Genomic DNA, 14,649 nt, shown 5'->3' on the forward strand with positions numbered 1-14,649 from the left:
TGTTAATCAGTAATTGTGACACCGGCACCGATCTGGCTGCTCTGGTCCTGAGGACTGAGCGACTCAAACTGCGCGCGGCTGATAGTTTTGCCGCCCGTACCGCCGTTGCCGCCACTGGAGCCGCCGCCTGATGCGCCGGTGCCTTTGAGGATCTGGTCTTTGTACGGGTAATGTTCGACGAGGATGCCCAGCGCTTCATCAAAACCAGCCGGTTCTCCGGGGTTACTGGCGCTGAAAATCTTGTTGCCTGATTTGTCGTATGCGATGACGCTGTCACCTTCGAGTTTGAAGCTCTGACCGAAGCGAGATTCCACCAGGTCGGCGGGAATGCTCATCTTGTCGGCGATGAACTTCGAACGTGCGAAGCTGCCACCTACTTTTTCGGCGATCAGTTTGCCGCTGAGTTCGTCGCGCTCTTTAACGATGGGCGCATACTTCTCTTCAACTGCTTTGATCGCTTCTGCGCGGACTTTGTCGACTTCACCGGCATCCACCAGTTTTTTAGCGTCGAAGTTTTTAATGGTTTCGAGAGCCTGCATTGCCGCTTTCGGGTCGGAGATGCCTTCAAACGCTTTCAACGCACCTTCTGCCGCCTCTTTTGCCTCGCGGTGTGACTTTGCCTCACCATTCAGTCGAGAAATCGTCTGAACGGTTCCAGCAGCGTCAAAGGCCACTTCTTTGCCATCGTCGTGCACATACACAGGCTTGCCATCAGATACGACCACATGGCCGTTTTCGTCGAGTTTGAGTTTCATAACTGGTCATCCAACCTTATCGATGAGCCATCCGGCTCGTTGCGCCGTTCCGCATCCGCAGATTTCGGCAATAAAAAAGGCCCATGCGCGAGCATGGGCCTGTGTTCGTGTAGCGGAGTTATTAGCCGCTGAGAGTGGTGCTTGTTTGTCCCGGTCGCGGCGGTTGGGAAGCAATGAGTTTCTGCTCGGCTTCCCAATTGAGTTCAATATCAATCAGGCCACGGCGCTGCATCTCTTTGAATAGCGTTTCATTCGAGAGCGCCCCGGCGACATTCATGTCCATCAATAGCGTTGCAGATGCTTCGGCAAGAGTTGCAGCGCCGAAGTCGCGGAAGATGGTGATAGCGCCGCCATCTTTCTCGTTAATCCACTCTGCCATGTACTCAAGCGCGAGGTTAGCGGCGTCATTCAGGTCGCCAACGATGCGCTGCAAGGCACATGTCCCGGCCTCGTTATCAGCGACTGTCTGCGCTACTGTTTGGCGCCCCGGTTTGATTACCAGTAACTCAGCACCTATTTGACGCATGCGATCTTCAAGGTCGATGAGGTCAACACGACCGGCTTCAATTGCTTTGCCGGAGTGCTCGACATACTTCAGGTCAGCACCATCGTTATCAGAGGTGACTGCTGATGCCGCGCCAACCGTAATTGGATCATCACCCATGTTTCGACCGAAGAGAATCGGAACGCGGGCAACATGCAGAATAGTTTGCTGATCGCTTTTCGACTGCCAATGCTCAACGTTGAGGTGGGCTATTTCCAGCAGCGGTGCGCGGCCCTGCATAAATCCTGTTTTGTTGCCGTAGACTGGGACGGCAGTGATTTTCTTGAGGCTGGTGACGCCCTCATCATGAAGTTGCCACTCTTCAGCGCCAGTGGCTTCGCTTTTCTTCTTGCGATAAATGCGCCAACGTCCCGGATTAAGCACCCGAACCTGCTCTATCTGATTTTCGACAAACTCATTCGTCGGATCACGCTCACTCACCACCTCTACAAAGCGCAGCATGGTGAATGTCTCGCGCCCGTTGATGCGTTCTGAAGACCAATCGAGCAAGCTGTTTGGCGATACCTTCGTCATATACGGACGCAAACCACGCTGCTTTTCTTCAGCTACCGTTAACTGGCCTTCAGTCTGGGGATGCTCGACGAGGATAATCGTAATACCAAACCCCATCGCCTCTTCACAGACATCAGCCAGAAATGAATGGAGGTTGGTACCCTGCAAATCAATATCCGGGAACATAGCCTGAATTCTTTGCGGCACTTTCGCTTCATCCCACGAAACTTGGCGCGAGAACGGCTTGCCGCTAAGCACATCAACAGTGCGGGAATAAGCCGGGAATAGTGTTGCTGTAGCGCAGCGGTTTTTGTAGAAGCCATCGTCTTCATTGGGCCACTGTGGTAGATATGCTTTGCCAGCAGCTCGCATCGCTGACGTGCCGTCAAGCAACGCAGTAATCATCGGCCAGCATTCAGCCATAGCCTCGACTTTTGCCGATCGCTTGCGAACGTCATTGCTCATCGTGATATCCGGTTATGCAGAGAATGGGCGTACAGTCGTCCCTCTCCGTTTAATCATTGGAGACAGTGCGTAACGTGTACCGTCAATAAAGTGGTTATTAGCATCAATGATGTCTGTGAGCACATCACCGGTAAGGCGGTCTGTTTTGTAGCTATATAGGCGTGCTTCTTTCAGCCAGCCAGAGCAACGTGGGTGAATAATGATTTCTCTGTAGCTGCGCAGGTGTGCTATGCCATCTTCTACGCTGCCCTTCCATTTTTCGACGCCGGTAATTTTTGGCAAGCTTGCCCGCTTACCTTGCCCATTGCTTTTAACGTGGCTGATGGTCTCTGGACGTGCAGAGTCGGCGCGGATTGCATGCAGCTCGATGCCAGGAATGCGCTTAATCATGAACTCGGCAATGTCATCGTTTTCCAGAGCAACTTTACTGGCCTCATATTCAATCCAAAGCCGGCTGTCATGCACCCAGCACTTTACACCTGTCGTTGGATCTTGGGAGAAGCCCCAATCGATGCCGTAGTATGGACCATTCCAGCCTTGCGCTGGTTCAAACTCAGCAACGCGGTACTTTCCAGACAGAATTTGCGCTTCGCTGTTCTCGCGGTAGCAGCCATCCCAAATCCATGCATAGGTCTGGTCATCTAAACGCGCTTGGTCGTTCCTGCGCTCCTGATCGAGCACGTCAGGAAACCATGGATTATCGGTGTAGTTTAGCTCAACAATTTTCGCGCCTTCCGGCATGTGTTTACGGAAGCGATCGTCAGTTGGGCTACCATCTTTTTCCGGGTTCCACGTTATCCAGACTTCAGAACAATTTTCACGAACAGTCGGAAGCAGTTTAATCCAGGCGGTCTCACTAACTGTTTCGGCCTCATCAACCCAGGCTACCAGCAAACGAGCCTTGGATTTGATGCTGTCGAGGTTATGCCGCAACCCGGCAAACGCATACCAGACAAGACGATTTTTGGTGCGAATGTATTTTTCGCCAATTTCGAAGTACTCATCCAGCCACGGCACAGAGCGAATCGCCTGCTTAATTTCCTCCATTGAGGAATCTTCCAGGCTATTCATGTACTCGCGCGCGCCTAGCATCACACCTGACACACCGGCCTCTGCAAACATGTAGGCTTTGATTGCCGTCATCAGAGCGAAGCTGCGTGTCTTGGCTGAGCCACGCCCACCGTAAGCACCGCGATAGCGAGCATCACCTGTAAAAACCGGTATCAATTTCGGTGGGAGTTCAATCTGTGCTGTTGTCATAGATGGTTGGCGCCACTAACTGAATGGTTGTTGGCTTCGGTGTCATGCTTCCATCAGATGACTTCAGATCGATGTCCTGCGTAACTTTGTCGCCATACTTCTTCGGTGACATTCGAGCAAGAATCCACTTGCGTGCATCTAATTGCAGTCTTGCTTTTGCAACTGCGGCACCTTCGGGCGGGACGTCATCAACAATTTCGAGCATCTCCTCAAACATCGCATCTGCCCGGCTCTCTGTGGCTTTCTCGTACTGGTCGCGAAACTCTTTGTTCTCACCTATCCAGCGGAACACTGTGGCCTTGTTAGGCATTCCAGGTCGAGCGCACACACTACGCAAACTCTCACCTTCGGCAAGCTTCGAACAGATGTCGGCAGCCACCTCTGGTAGATAATCAGAAGGGCGGCCAGTTTTTTTGGTCGCCATAAAATTTCCTAAAGTTGTAGATTAACGTCCCGATAATTACTTTTTTAAGGAGAAGAATATGATTGAATGTTATTTATGCGGCGGCGCCGCAACACTAATTTCCAAACCAGCAGTAAGTCGCTCATTCGTAGAGTGTGGATATTGCATTGACTACATTTTAGAAGACGTATTAATTAATTTATCTCAAGGGGTTAGGCGTGATGCATCGAAATACTCTCATAATCACAGCCGCTACCCTGGTGAAACATTAATTTTTTATAAAATAACCAGAACATACAAAGAATGTCCAAACAAGATCCAATTGCTCAGCTGTAGGATCAAGAAACCATAAATCTTGTTAGCAACGACATATATGAAAATTTGTAAAAAAAGGAGCTATCTTTGTCAACGGATGAATTAGTTATTCTTTGCCTTTCGATAAGAGATGCGCTGGATGAATGGTCACAGGATGGTACTTTAGGCAGCTTTACTGGACTTTCAGGCTCTGAGTTCCCATCTGGCTTTTGCGGAATCATCTCAGAAGTTATGGCTATAGTCTTGTACAATCAAACCGGCATGCACCCCAAGCAGGTGACGGGGCTATGTGAAGTTGGTGACACTTATTATAATAAGTTAAATGCCAACTCTCATAAATGGCTTGAACTTAATGGAATCACTATCGACTTAACTGGGGATCAGTTTAATAGTAATTTAATTAATGTCCCTCCAGTCCTCGTAAGTTCCACGGCTCATCCATTATCAAAAATGATGAAGACAACTAAAGAAGATGCTTACATTATAGGCGTCACTAAAGAGGCATCATCATTTGATGTACCGCAGCTTAGATTGTCGTCCAAAATAATATCATTTTTAATAAATAAGATTTAAGTGATAATCACCTCAAGTTGTCTTGATAGGGACTTGAGGTGTATCAACTTATCAAGTCATCAAGGCATTCGCTCTTACGCCGTGCTTATCAGCTATAGCACGTATGGACAACGAACCAGCACGGTAAGCCGATTCGATGGCTTCCCAATCTGGTGATGCCATAATGTTTTCTCTGCACGGAGGTTAAATGACTACTACTTACTTACAAGCAGCAGCGATTTTGTGTGGCTTCATTGGAAGCTTTGTTATGTTCTCAAACGGTTACGTGCTTAAGCCCTATCCAGGCGGAATGTTCGCGCCAGATAACTACGAAGAAATTGCGAATCAGATATCAAAGGATAATAAACGCATTGTGTTCATGCAGCGTTTCGGGATGTTGTTTCTTTGCGTGAGCTTTGTCCTTCAAGGGGCTGCTCTATGCATTTCAACGTGATTCCGTTGCTACAGGCTCGAATTCCATCTTAAGCACGTCATCAGGCGCGAGGTATACCCAAGCGCCATCTTCCTGAGCGACACCAATGAAGCCCTTTACGATTTCAGGTTGTGATCTGTTCATCAGGCCAATGTGAGTTTCACCTGGCTTTGTTGTTACTGTGATGCGGTAGGTGTGAGTCATATTGGCTCCAATAAAAAACCGCCCGGAGGCGGCATAAATAATTGCTAAGTGCTTAGCTTTGCTTTCTTTTCAAAACCATCCGCAATTTTTTTCCGTCGAACTCAACTTCTTCGTAGTCCTTAAAGAGCGCAACCAGCAGTCCTAATCCTACGAAGCAAGCGGCAAGAATTGCTGCAATTTCGAATCCAGTTAATGCTGCAACTGGTGCTGCAGCAAACATAGACATACCGCCTGTTACCGGAACTGCGGCGATTGCTACTCCAATCACCCCTAATGTTCCCACTCCTGCATAGGCAATCTTTTTACTTTTTTTAACTTTTTTAGCTAGCTCGCCCTCAATGATGATCATTGAAGATTTATTTTTCCTTGCGGCATCAAGCTCGCTTTTAGTCCTAACTAAAACCTCGTTCATAGCTTAGTTCTCTCTGTCACAAACGATTTACAACTCCTTAAGAACCATCGGCTACAAATTATAAAAGTTTAGCCGCCATCATCAGGCGTACTCGCGAAAGCGCCTTTTGATGAAATTCTCGACATCTAAGCAGAATTTTCGGCTAACCAATCGGCAGCAGCTCGCATTTGTTTAATGGCCTCGCTTCTGGCTAACTTTTCCAGCTCATCTAGCGTTGTTTCCACCTTATAAGGCAACTTCAGATACAGAGATACGTTTTCACCACTGGAATTCGGATCGGTGTAAATCGTTACTTCTGCATAGACAGTATTTTCCTCAACGCGCGTAAAACTACCAATGTCTATTTCCAAAGATCGCTCACCTAATATGCATCGAGCTAGGATTATGCATCACTGGCAGTCTTGCTTAAACATCAAGACGCTGTGTTATTTGAGGCACTGCTCAATGATGTACTGCTGCAACCCGGCTATTTGCTTTCCGGCGATTTCGATACGACTTCGGAGGGTCCAATAATTTCGCTCAGCGGTGTCAGCAAGTCGGGGGCTGGTTGCATCATCCACGCCGGTGGTGCCGGTGGAGTTGTTCGCGGGGCACCTTGCGTTGAGCTGCAGCCGACGCTTACCAGTAGCAACATCATCATGCAGCAGATCGATAGTCGCCTGAGCATCTGCTAATTCCTTCGTGTATTTGGCATCGAGTGCAGCAACATCACGCTGACGCAACTGCATGTCATCAATCGTGGCATTCGCCAGCTTGAGCGCATCAGATGCTTTATCGCGCTGGGCTTTATAGTCGATGGCGTTGCCACGGTAAATAGCAGCCTGCACAGCTAATGCTGCAACTAACACCAGCAGAACCGCGATGATAATGGCCTCAGCTTTAGCTGTCATTTCTGGCCCCACAAGCAAACCTCTCGCTCTATCTCTCGGCGATTCATTAGCCCTTTCCACTTCTGCTTGCCTGCATAAACCCAGCGGCGAAGTTGGTCACAAGCACCGGCAGTGTCGCCATCATTGATGCGGGTGAGTAGCATTGAGGTTCTGAAATTACCCGCACCGACGTTATAGGCGAACGAGTAAAGCGCTGCGCGTGTTTCGTCGGGAATTGGCTTTTTGATGTATGGGTCAATCTGCGCGGCAGTTGTTCGAAGGTCTTTGTCCAGCAGCGCCCGGCACTCCATCTCGGTGTATGTTTTTCCGAGCATGATGTCTTTGCCGGTGTGCCCATAACAAACCGTCCAGATACCGGCGACGTCTTTGTATGGGTTGTACTCAACGCCTTCCAGCGAAGTAATCAGTGTGGCGGCAATAGCGAGAGCACCAGCCCCGCCACCTACGGTAGCAAGCAGCTTTTTCCGAAGTGACGGTGACATTGCCATGATTACTGGTCCTGTGGTGGGTTTGACACGTAGCCGCGACGCAGGGCCGCTTCATATGCGCGAGTTTGTCTGTTCTTGAAATACAGATTCACCAGAAAGGTGGCGATACCGATTACCACACCACTGATTACTGCGATCTGATTCCAGTCGAGGTCATGAATCCATTGCGACACACTACCTCCGCAGACCAGTGTGCCGGACACGCAATAGCTGGCACCTGATGCAAGTTTGTCAGGCATAAATTTCATATCCACCCCCGTTGAGGGGATTCGCTTTTAAGATTTAGCCGAAGGAAGAAGCAAGCGAACCCGGTTAAAGTTTCTACTGCTGAGCAAGAACTTTTCCGAATTCGACATAACCCGCCAAGTGCGGGTTTTCTTTTGTCCGGTACCATAAGAAAAGAGCGCTCATCCCCACACAGTCAGGGAAATTCGATTTGGATTCGGGATGGCGCTAAAACGAAAAAAGGCCGCCTTTGGCGACCTCTTAAATTTGATGTGCCCCACCCGGCGCTTATCTCCGGCACTCGCAATGGCTTAGCTCTTGAAGGGGCGAGGCAATATTCTCAGATTCATAACAAGGAACTTTAACTTTATTTGCTCTATTTACTATTAGCCAGCTAACCAAATTCATTTTCAGCACAAGATGATCAGGCTGTCAGCTAGCACCTGGGCAATAAAAAAGGCACCGCCGAAACAGTGCCTCAAAAAGATTTATGATTTGTTTATTAGCTCTTGGATACCACGTCGCCAACACACTTCACTGTTGACCAGCAGTTGTGGCCCCAATCTACTCCGCCGGATTTACACACAGCGTTAACTACTGCATCGCCACCCATTTTAGCAGCCTTGTATCTCATGTCTTCTAATGCCTCAGCACCAGTAGCGACATCAGGTCCGGAAGTTGTAGCAAAAATATTTCCGCCAAATTCCGTAATCATCGTTGATGATCCACCCCTACGAGCGCAGCTCATGCCCATTACCTCACCAAGCATCTTGGCTTTCGGGTAAGGGTTATTTGAGTAACCTTCCATGTTGGCAAACTTAACCCTAGCATCTCTAGGCATATCCTCTATGTCATTCGATGCGCAGCCTGCAAGCAATGCGACCAATGTAAAAACCACAAATCCACTTTTCATTTTTCATTTAACAAACCCAGTTAATCATTGTGCAAAGAATCTTATAACTGTGATTGAAAATCCTGAAGTTGAAATTGGCGTCTTAATGATCTTAGGCAATTGCAGAAGCGCCTCATCTCTAAATCTTAAATAACAAAAAGCCCCATCGGTTAAGACGGGGCTTTCGGCCTGATATGCGAGATGAATGATTGGACTAAAGAACAATACACATCAGGCGATTCACTTTTTACAAAAACTTTTTTCGGGTGTCAATATCGCAAAAAAGCCCCGCTAGCTGGTGAGGCCACGAGGCTCTTAAACTATCTCACTGTGATGGATTTTGTCGCTGCTGGCTCATTTAAGAACACTTACGGCAGCTTACATCCAAATTGTGGCTCATTGGCTCAATGGAGTCAACCCCCTACTATGCGACTTTTCTAATTTTCACTACACGTTTGCGATCGTTGAATGCATTTAGCAACGGAGTGTAGAGAAGATACAAACTCGCATTGAGTATTTCGTCCACTTCTCGACGGCAAGTAATCATCGATGGTATGCGATAGCTTTCACCACCGCGGCCCGACATTTTGCGAGGACTTGCGCACTTGTGATAGTAAGATGCGATCGCACGCTTGGAAGAACCGTGAGCGTAGTAACTGAGCAGGATGCCAAGGGCTTTTTTATCGATGCACATGACGGAGTCCACGACCTGAGAAATCAAGAGTCCGTCATCATCGTTGCACATTGGCCGGCATGGATATGATTGTGGTTCAACAGTAGCCATGTATTGCGCTATGACGCTGGTCATGCGCTTTTCCAGCCTTCCTGAATATACCCACGCTCCCCACAGTTCTAACCAGCCATTCAGCCAGTCATGTTGCTCTTTGCTGAGATTAAGCTCGCGTACTGGCATGTTTCACCCCCATGATTTTCGCTGTGTTACGCAATATGCGGTAGTTGATTTCGAACATGCGGCGGGCGCGGTACATGCGCAGCAAGCGCCATTTGTCGTGCAGGTAATCGACTATCATGCTGCCTCTCTTCGCTTATTCAGCTCTTTAGTTTTCTGCCGGTAATGCGCCGCCAGCTCCTGCAGCTCTTCACGCGTCCACTTTTTCAGCTCATGCGGGCCCATCAGGCGATCAAACGCAGCCTGACCGATTTTCTTAATCAGGTTTGGCGTGTAGTTTTCGATGTTGCCGGAGAGGTGCTGGTTGCAGGGAACGCACTGCTTATGGCAGTTGGTTTCGTCGTACCGTGTGGCCGGTGATGCGCCGCGGGTGCGGTAATGGCCTGCGTCGTATTTACCTTCATGAAAGCGCCCACAGCTGATGCATGGCGCTTCTGCGTCACGGGTTCGGATGTATTCGTTGAAGGCGGCTTGTGCTTGCTTGTGGAAGTGGCTGAGGGGCTGTAGTGCTAACTTGCGGACTTTGATACTGCGTCGTTCCTGCTGGGCTTCATCCTTTCGTCGTCGTTCTGCTTCCTGTATCGACTTCTGCCGGTCTTTTTCTCTTTTGGTTAATGCGATTACCGTTCCGCATTCCGGGCTGCACCACGTTTGATTCTGAAAGGCTGGATGGAACCATTCGCGGCAGTCGGGGTTTTTACATCGTCTTCTGACTTTCCTCATCGCTTCCTCCGCACATCCTGAAATTCGGGTCGCTCATTAGCTCCACCTCGCAAGCGCTGCAGCAATAGGTCTCGCAATCGGCCAGGGTAATGGCGCAGAACACGCACACCAAAGCAGATAGCCCTCCAGCGCCAGTAGGCGGATTTGATGGGGTTCGGTTGCTCATACTCCTCCCACTTGAGGTCTGTCTCGCACGACTCACATGCAACTGAGTACCAGTGCTTATCTTCACTGGTGAGGATGGTGTGGCAGCGCTGGCAGCGTTCACGCGGCATGAGAGATGCCCTTACCTACATAATCCGGCCAGTGTTTTTTGAGTACTGCGGATGGCACTTTAAGTTTCAGGCCCAGCGAGTGCGCTTTTCCAATTACTGCTGATACGGATTTATTGACAGCAGCAGCCATAACAGGAACCGGCACTTTTCCGGCCACGCGCTCGATGTATGCCAGGTCTTTTTCACTCCAGGTTTTCTTAGGCATTTTGTTTATCCTTCAGCTTTTGATATTCGCTATCGTGCGGGATTGTCAGCGCCAGACCGAACTGCGCACACCACCGCTCAACCTGATTCAGAAAGAAATGCATCTCTCCTGTATCAAGGTTGGATGTGTGCCGGGGTTCGTAGGTGGTGACCTTCTCGCCGGTAACGAAGTCGGTGTAGGTGATTTCTTCGCATCCAAGATAGGTGCGCTTGAGGTTTCGCTTTACCCATTCAGGCGTGGCGTCAGCACGGCCGGACTTGATCAGATAGGCGCTGATTTCGGCGTACCACATATGGGATAAGGAGTTCTGGTTGATGCTGCGTTTTTCTTTCCACGGCTTAACGATTAGCCGGTAGCTTTCGCCAGATTCGAGCAGAGGAAGAAGCTGTTGCCCGATGGCGCAGAAGTTCGATTTGTGCAACCGAACCCCATTTTTAGAGATATCGGTCATGTGATTTATTATGTTTATATTTAAGCGGTGCTTATTTCCCTGGTGTCGTTCCTAGTTACTTATTCGGATACGGCCAGGAATGATCTATGCCCGCAGATGAAAGGATTCCGGTAACGGCCAGATAAGCCAAAACCAGCGCGAATATAACAATTGCTGATATTTCAAGTGTTTTAATGAAGTGATGCTTAGCCATAAATATCCCTCTTCAGTTTGGGTGTATTGAACTCTCCATCTGAAAATAAGATGTTACCGGTAAAGAGCAAGTCAAATTTACACCATGAAACATAAAGCAGAACTTATTGATTTTTTGCGATGCGAAAATACAACTTCCAAGGTTCACGGTAATTATCGCCGCTGGTTTGGTGGATGGTGAACTGTTTAATTATTCCTCCGGTTAAACTGCCAACTGCAGTTGCATGTTGAATTTATCCCGCAGCTCGCAGTAATCGAGTGAGCCGGGGCTGTTGTGTGACTCGATGCGCTCGACCATCAGAGCGGCGCGGGTTTCTTTTGATGCCGGCGCATAAGCACCAGACCATGCTTTGTCGATGCCGATGTTTCTGGCAACGTTCGTGCTGTCAGCACTTGCCAGTGGCAACTTGGTGAAGATGAGCGGGTTAAGCATGCGCAGGCCGTGTAGCTTAGTGATCGGCTGCCCGTACTCATCGGTAACATGGCGAATCAGGTCTTTCATGCGCACCACGGCGATATTTGGCCGCTTAACGTCATACTCTCCACAACTTCCGATCGCCACTCGCGGATACTCGTTGCATAGACGGATAAACCGTTCGTCGCTTTGGTTCATGTGCCATACCGGCACGCCATAGAAATCACCGTGCGGCCATTCATCAAGCAACGCCTCGTTCTCAGTTTCTCCCCCGTCGATGACGTCAGGGATGATTGCGAAGTCGAAGCCCGGATGGTTTTTCCAACGCGCCACGAACTCGTAATAATCACTCCAGTCGATTTTGTTCCGTCCAGCTGCTTTCCACGCTGTAAACGCTCCGTTGTCGAGGGCGAATGACTGGCAGTATTCAGAGGCGAGATTGATTTGGCTGGCATGGGCGAAGGAGATGAATGCGTGGCGGGCTTTCCAGGCTTTGATGGCGCATGTATCAGGTGTTATCGGTCCGCCGTGATAGTGAATCATCAGTGGGCTCCTTTTTCGTGCTGACCGGATAATCCGTTCTTTGGTGACCTTGACCTAATACGCGCTTAATCAGCTCAGCGCGGGTCAGTCCGTGAATTACCTGTGTCATGATGCAGCCCTCTTGCCAGAGAAAAGCTTGCCGGATGCAAACAGCAGTGCGAGGTGAACGTGCGATGCTGCGCTACGCATGTGCAGCTCTTCAAGATTTTCGAGATCGATGATTACCGGGCCACGGTGATTGGGGTGATCGGCAACGTAATACGATGCGATTACTTGTGAGTCTTCATAGGTTAAATTCATACGTCAGCCCCTTTGTTGTAGCGGCGTGATTGCTGTTGAGGTTGCTCAGGCTTGGCGCGGCACAATCTGGCGGCCTCTTCCTGATCGGTTGGCTGGAAATGACCGTTGTTGAAAGCTTGATAGACCGTACCGAGTTGACCGAAGCGGTTTTTGGTGACGATGATTTCTGCCAGCTTTGCGGCGGGTGACTCTTCGTCGTAAACGGCTTCGCGGTAGAGCATGATGATGCTGTCGGCGTCCTGCTCAATGCTGCCTGAGTCTCGCAGGTCGGCGTTGGTCGGGCGGCGCTGACCTTTCGGGCGCTTCTCAACGTCACGAGATAGCTGGCTCAGTGACATAACAGGCGTCTTCAGGTCTTTTGCCATGCGCTTCAGGCTTCCGGAGATGTGCGCGATAGCGAGGTCGTTGCGGTCTGCCTTTGGCTTATCAATCAGGCCTAAGTAGTCGACAAGGATGAGAGACAACGCCGGGTGGTTGCGCTTGTGGCGTTCTGCAATGGCGCGGATTTGCTCCACGTTCATCTTGCTGGCATCGACAATCCACACATCCAGATCCAAAAGTCGCTTCATGCCCAGCGTAACTTTCGCCCAACCTTCGTCGTCCATCTTCGCCGGGTTACGAAGCGACGATACGGGAAGGTTTCCAGCGCCTGCCAGCTGACGTTCGATAATCTGGTTAGCGTCCATCTCCATGCTGAAAATCAGCACGCCGCGATTATCTTTGCTGCCGGGTAGCTGCTGCCGTCCAACACCTTCCGCCACGGTCAGCGCAAATTCCGTTTTACCCATGCCCGGACGTGCCGCGACGATCACCAGGTCGACCGGGTTTATGCCGCCAGTAATCTGGTCAAGCTCTGGAATGCCGGTTTTCAGCGTGTCGGACTCTTCACCCTGTCTAACGCGCTTCTCCAGCAGCTCCTGATACCCGTCGAGAACGTCACGGATGTGCATCGGCCTGATTTCATCACCGGGGCGGTCAATGTCGTTCAGCGATGCCATGAACTGGTTGATGGCGTTGAGCGCTAACTCATGATTGCCGGCCGAAGATATCTCGCGCTTTCCAGCGTCCATGAGCTCGGTAAACCGGCGCACCTTGTGATAGTCAGCCACAACGCGTGCATAGCCTTTCAGGTTTGCCGCTGAGGGGCATTTACGCGTGGTTTCCATGATGTGAGCGACGTAGTCATTCCCCATGGCTTCCGCAACCATCATGCCGTCAATCAGGCCTCGCTGTTTCGCCTGGCGCTTAATCTCACCAAATGCGCGACGGTACAGCTCAACGCTGAATGCGCTGTCGTCCAGCGTGGCGATAACGTCACTCGCATCAGGCGTATATCCGCCAATCAGCAAGCCGCCGATTACACTGGCCTCGATATCGGTGTTAATCATGCTGGCTCCTTGTGGTTTGCAAACTTGCCTTCCCTGACGCCTGTCAGCGTTGCATCCCTGAGCAGGTAATCGAGATCTGCTGACCAGCCAGTGTCATTGGCGCCGAAGTAAAACGGCTTGGCCTGACAGACAAACGCCCGGACGTATGACCGGAATCCGGCGACGTTAGGCGTTTTCAGTTGGGGGATTAATTTCTTGATGCGACGTTTGCGGGCTTCGTTTGCAGCGACGGCATGTGGCAGCCGATCACCAACTTCCTCGTTGTAGGCTACCAAGTATGAATCGTAATCGATGCACTCTGCCTTTCGCTTTTCAGGTGAAACCTGATCGCCATCCCGTCCCCCTTTGGGGGTATGGGGGTAGTTATTATTAAATTCTTGTTCTAGTAACTTCTTGTTCTGTTCACCGGTTGGTTCTTCGGATGGTTCATCGGGTATGGCACTCAAAGCCGCGCCAGTACTGGGTTTGTTGTTATCGGATGGTCTTTCGCGAGGTTCATCGGGTGAAATGGCCTGATATTCGGCATAATTCGTGATGGTAATCACCGTGCCGAAGCGCGTTCCTTTGGTGGTGATCATCCCTTCTCTGGCGAAGAAATTAATCATCCGAGTCACCGCCTGTGGGCTTTTCTCATGACTGTCCTGATCACGCAATTTACGCCCCATAATCGCCGCAGTGGTCACCAGTTCGCCGGGCTGTAGATTCCACTCTTTGCCGGAAAACTCTACTGTGCGTGGTCTGTAGGAAGCCTCACCGATAAGCCGAATCCACATTGCCAGCTTGGCAGTATCTTTGGCCCAATCCTTGGACAGAAGACTCCTGAACAGTGCAAAGTGCCCCTGCTTTTGGTTTTCCATCCTTGCGCTCCTGAGCTTGCGAGCTGCGTTGAAGTCTAA

The 14,649-nt window shown here is 50.1% G+C and carries 23 protein-coding genes and 1 pseudogene; 2 read left to right on the forward strand and 22 right to left on the reverse strand.

Features of this window, described 5'->3' with window-relative positions:
- Positions 1 to 2 precede the first annotated feature (2 nt).
- From AAF463_RS11415 to AAF463_RS11430, 4 genes are all read right to left on the reverse strand, one after another.
- Positions 3 to 755 carry a DUF6651 domain-containing protein gene (locus AAF463_RS11415; protein ID WP_350260767.1) on the reverse strand — a complete coding sequence of 251 codons (753 nt, stop codon included), beginning with the start codon at positions 753 to 755 and terminating at the stop codon, positions 3 to 5.
- 121 nt (positions 756 to 876) lie between these two features.
- A complete protein-coding gene (locus tag AAF463_RS11420; RefSeq protein ID WP_350260768.1) occupies positions 877 to 2,277 on the reverse strand; it encodes a DUF4055 domain-containing protein in 1,401 nt (466 codons plus the stop codon).
- Positions 2,278 to 2,289: 12 nt separating this feature from the next.
- On the reverse strand, positions 2,290 to 3,537 hold the full coding sequence (locus tag AAF463_RS11425; RefSeq protein WP_350260769.1) for a phage terminase large subunit: 1,248 nt from the start codon (positions 3,535 to 3,537) through the stop codon (positions 2,290 to 2,292).
- Positions 3,518 to 3,961, reverse strand: a complete 444-nt coding sequence (locus tag AAF463_RS11430) for a ubiquitin carboxyl-hydrolase (protein ID WP_350260770.1) — start codon at positions 3,959 to 3,961, stop codon at positions 3,518 to 3,520. Before AAF463_RS11430 ends, AAF463_RS11425 begins: the two co-directional genes overlap by 20 nt.
- Positions 3,962 to 4,342: 381 nt before the next feature.
- Here AAF463_RS11430 and AAF463_RS11435 point away from each other — a divergent pair, with 381 nt between their 5' ends.
- A complete protein-coding gene (locus AAF463_RS11435; RefSeq protein WP_350260771.1) occupies positions 4,343 to 4,828 on the forward strand; it encodes a hypothetical protein in 486 nt (161 codons plus the stop codon).
- A 75-nt stretch (positions 4,829 to 4,903) separates the two neighbouring features.
- Here the strand turns inward: AAF463_RS11435 and AAF463_RS11440 are convergent.
- Positions 4,904 to 4,990, reverse strand: a pseudogene (locus AAF463_RS11440) (hypothetical protein); the annotation flags it as partial.
- Positions 4,991 to 5,015: 25 nt separating this feature from the next.
- Here AAF463_RS11440 and AAF463_RS11445 point away from each other — a divergent pair.
- The gene (locus tag AAF463_RS11445; protein WP_350260772.1) at positions 5,016 to 5,261 is read left to right on the forward strand and encodes a hypothetical protein; all 246 of its coding nucleotides are present in this window, start codon (positions 5,016 to 5,018) and stop codon (positions 5,259 to 5,261) included.
- On the opposite strand, the gene AAF463_RS11450 is transcribed toward AAF463_RS11445, so the two are convergent.
- The 17 genes from AAF463_RS11450 to AAF463_RS11530 form a co-directional block, all read right to left on the reverse strand.
- Positions 5,253 to 5,444 (reverse strand): hypothetical protein, encoded by a 192-nt coding sequence (locus tag AAF463_RS11450; protein WP_350260773.1) that lies wholly within the window; start codon positions 5,442 to 5,444, stop codon positions 5,253 to 5,255. The genes AAF463_RS11445 and AAF463_RS11450 overlap by 9 nt on opposite strands.
- A 52-nt stretch (positions 5,445 to 5,496) precedes the next feature.
- On the reverse strand, positions 5,497 to 5,856 hold the full coding sequence (locus tag AAF463_RS11455; RefSeq protein ID WP_350260774.1) for a hypothetical protein: 360 nt from the start codon (positions 5,854 to 5,856) through the stop codon (positions 5,497 to 5,499).
- A gap of 125 nt (positions 5,857 to 5,981) precedes the next feature.
- A complete protein-coding gene (locus AAF463_RS11460) occupies positions 5,982 to 6,206 on the reverse strand; it encodes a hypothetical protein (protein WP_350260775.1) in 225 nt (74 codons plus the stop codon).
- A 75-nt stretch (positions 6,207 to 6,281) separates the two neighbouring features.
- A complete protein-coding gene (locus AAF463_RS11465; RefSeq protein ID WP_350260776.1) occupies positions 6,282 to 6,746 on the reverse strand; it encodes a lysis protein in 465 nt (154 codons plus the stop codon).
- Entirely contained in the window at positions 6,743 to 7,228 is a 486-nt protein-coding gene (locus AAF463_RS11470) for a lysozyme (protein WP_350261993.1), read from the reverse strand. The genes AAF463_RS11465 and AAF463_RS11470 overlap by 4 nt, the downstream gene beginning before the upstream one ends.
- An 8-nt stretch (positions 7,229 to 7,236) precedes the next feature.
- Complete coding sequence (locus tag AAF463_RS11475; protein WP_343552123.1) at positions 7,237 to 7,482, reverse strand: phage holin; 246 nt, start codon at positions 7,480 to 7,482, stop codon at positions 7,237 to 7,239.
- Between the two features lie 479 nt (positions 7,483 to 7,961).
- The gene (locus AAF463_RS11480) at positions 7,962 to 8,372 is read right to left on the reverse strand and encodes a hypothetical protein (RefSeq protein WP_350260777.1); all 411 of its coding nucleotides are present in this window, start codon (positions 8,370 to 8,372) and stop codon (positions 7,962 to 7,964) included.
- Between the two features lie 403 nt (positions 8,373 to 8,775).
- Positions 8,776 to 9,264, reverse strand: coding sequence for an antiterminator Q family protein (locus tag AAF463_RS11485; RefSeq protein ID WP_350260778.1), 489 nt, complete (start codon positions 9,262 to 9,264; stop codon positions 8,776 to 8,778).
- Positions 9,245 to 9,382, reverse strand: coding sequence for a YlcG family protein (locus AAF463_RS11490; RefSeq protein WP_323274831.1), 138 nt, complete (start codon positions 9,380 to 9,382; stop codon positions 9,245 to 9,247). Before AAF463_RS11490 ends, AAF463_RS11485 begins: the two co-directional genes overlap by 20 nt.
- Entirely contained in the window at positions 9,379 to 9,984 is a 606-nt protein-coding gene (locus AAF463_RS11495; RefSeq protein ID WP_350260779.1) for a recombination protein NinG, read from the reverse strand. Before AAF463_RS11495 ends, AAF463_RS11490 begins: the two co-directional genes overlap by 4 nt.
- Positions 9,959 to 10,150, reverse strand: coding sequence for a protein NinF (locus AAF463_RS11500; protein WP_350260780.1), 192 nt, complete (start codon positions 10,148 to 10,150; stop codon positions 9,959 to 9,961). The genes AAF463_RS11495 and AAF463_RS11500 overlap by 26 nt, the downstream gene beginning before the upstream one ends.
- A gap of 98 nt (positions 10,151 to 10,248) precedes the next feature.
- Positions 10,249 to 10,464: a hypothetical protein gene (locus AAF463_RS11505; protein ID WP_350260781.1), complete on the reverse strand. Its 216-nt coding sequence runs from the start codon at positions 10,462 to 10,464 to the stop codon at positions 10,249 to 10,251.
- A complete protein-coding gene (locus AAF463_RS11510) occupies positions 10,457 to 10,915 on the reverse strand; it encodes a YbcN family protein (protein ID WP_350260782.1) in 459 nt (152 codons plus the stop codon). The genes AAF463_RS11505 and AAF463_RS11510 overlap by 8 nt, the downstream gene beginning before the upstream one ends.
- A 394-nt stretch (positions 10,916 to 11,309) precedes the next feature.
- Positions 11,310 to 12,065 carry a hypothetical protein gene (locus AAF463_RS11515; RefSeq protein ID WP_350260783.1) on the reverse strand — a complete coding sequence of 252 codons (756 nt, stop codon included), beginning with the start codon at positions 12,063 to 12,065 and terminating at the stop codon, positions 11,310 to 11,312.
- Between the two features lie 105 nt (positions 12,066 to 12,170).
- The gene (locus tag AAF463_RS11520; protein ID WP_350260784.1) at positions 12,171 to 12,365 is read right to left on the reverse strand and encodes a hypothetical protein; all 195 of its coding nucleotides are present in this window, start codon (positions 12,363 to 12,365) and stop codon (positions 12,171 to 12,173) included.
- Positions 12,362 to 13,750, reverse strand: a complete 1,389-nt coding sequence (locus AAF463_RS11525) for a replicative DNA helicase (RefSeq protein ID WP_350261994.1) — start codon at positions 13,748 to 13,750, stop codon at positions 12,362 to 12,364. Before AAF463_RS11525 ends, AAF463_RS11520 begins: the two co-directional genes overlap by 4 nt.
- Positions 13,750 to 14,610 (reverse strand): replication protein, encoded by an 861-nt coding sequence (locus AAF463_RS11530; protein ID WP_350261995.1) that lies wholly within the window; start codon positions 14,608 to 14,610, stop codon positions 13,750 to 13,752. Before AAF463_RS11530 ends, AAF463_RS11525 begins: the two co-directional genes overlap by 1 nt.
- Between the last annotated feature and the right edge of the window lie 39 nt (positions 14,611 to 14,649).

Origin of the sequence: Pantoea sp. BJ2 (assembly GCF_040255075.1) — a bacterium.
Taxonomy (GTDB): domain Bacteria; phylum Pseudomonadota; class Gammaproteobacteria; order Enterobacterales; family Enterobacteriaceae; genus Pantoea; species Pantoea leporis.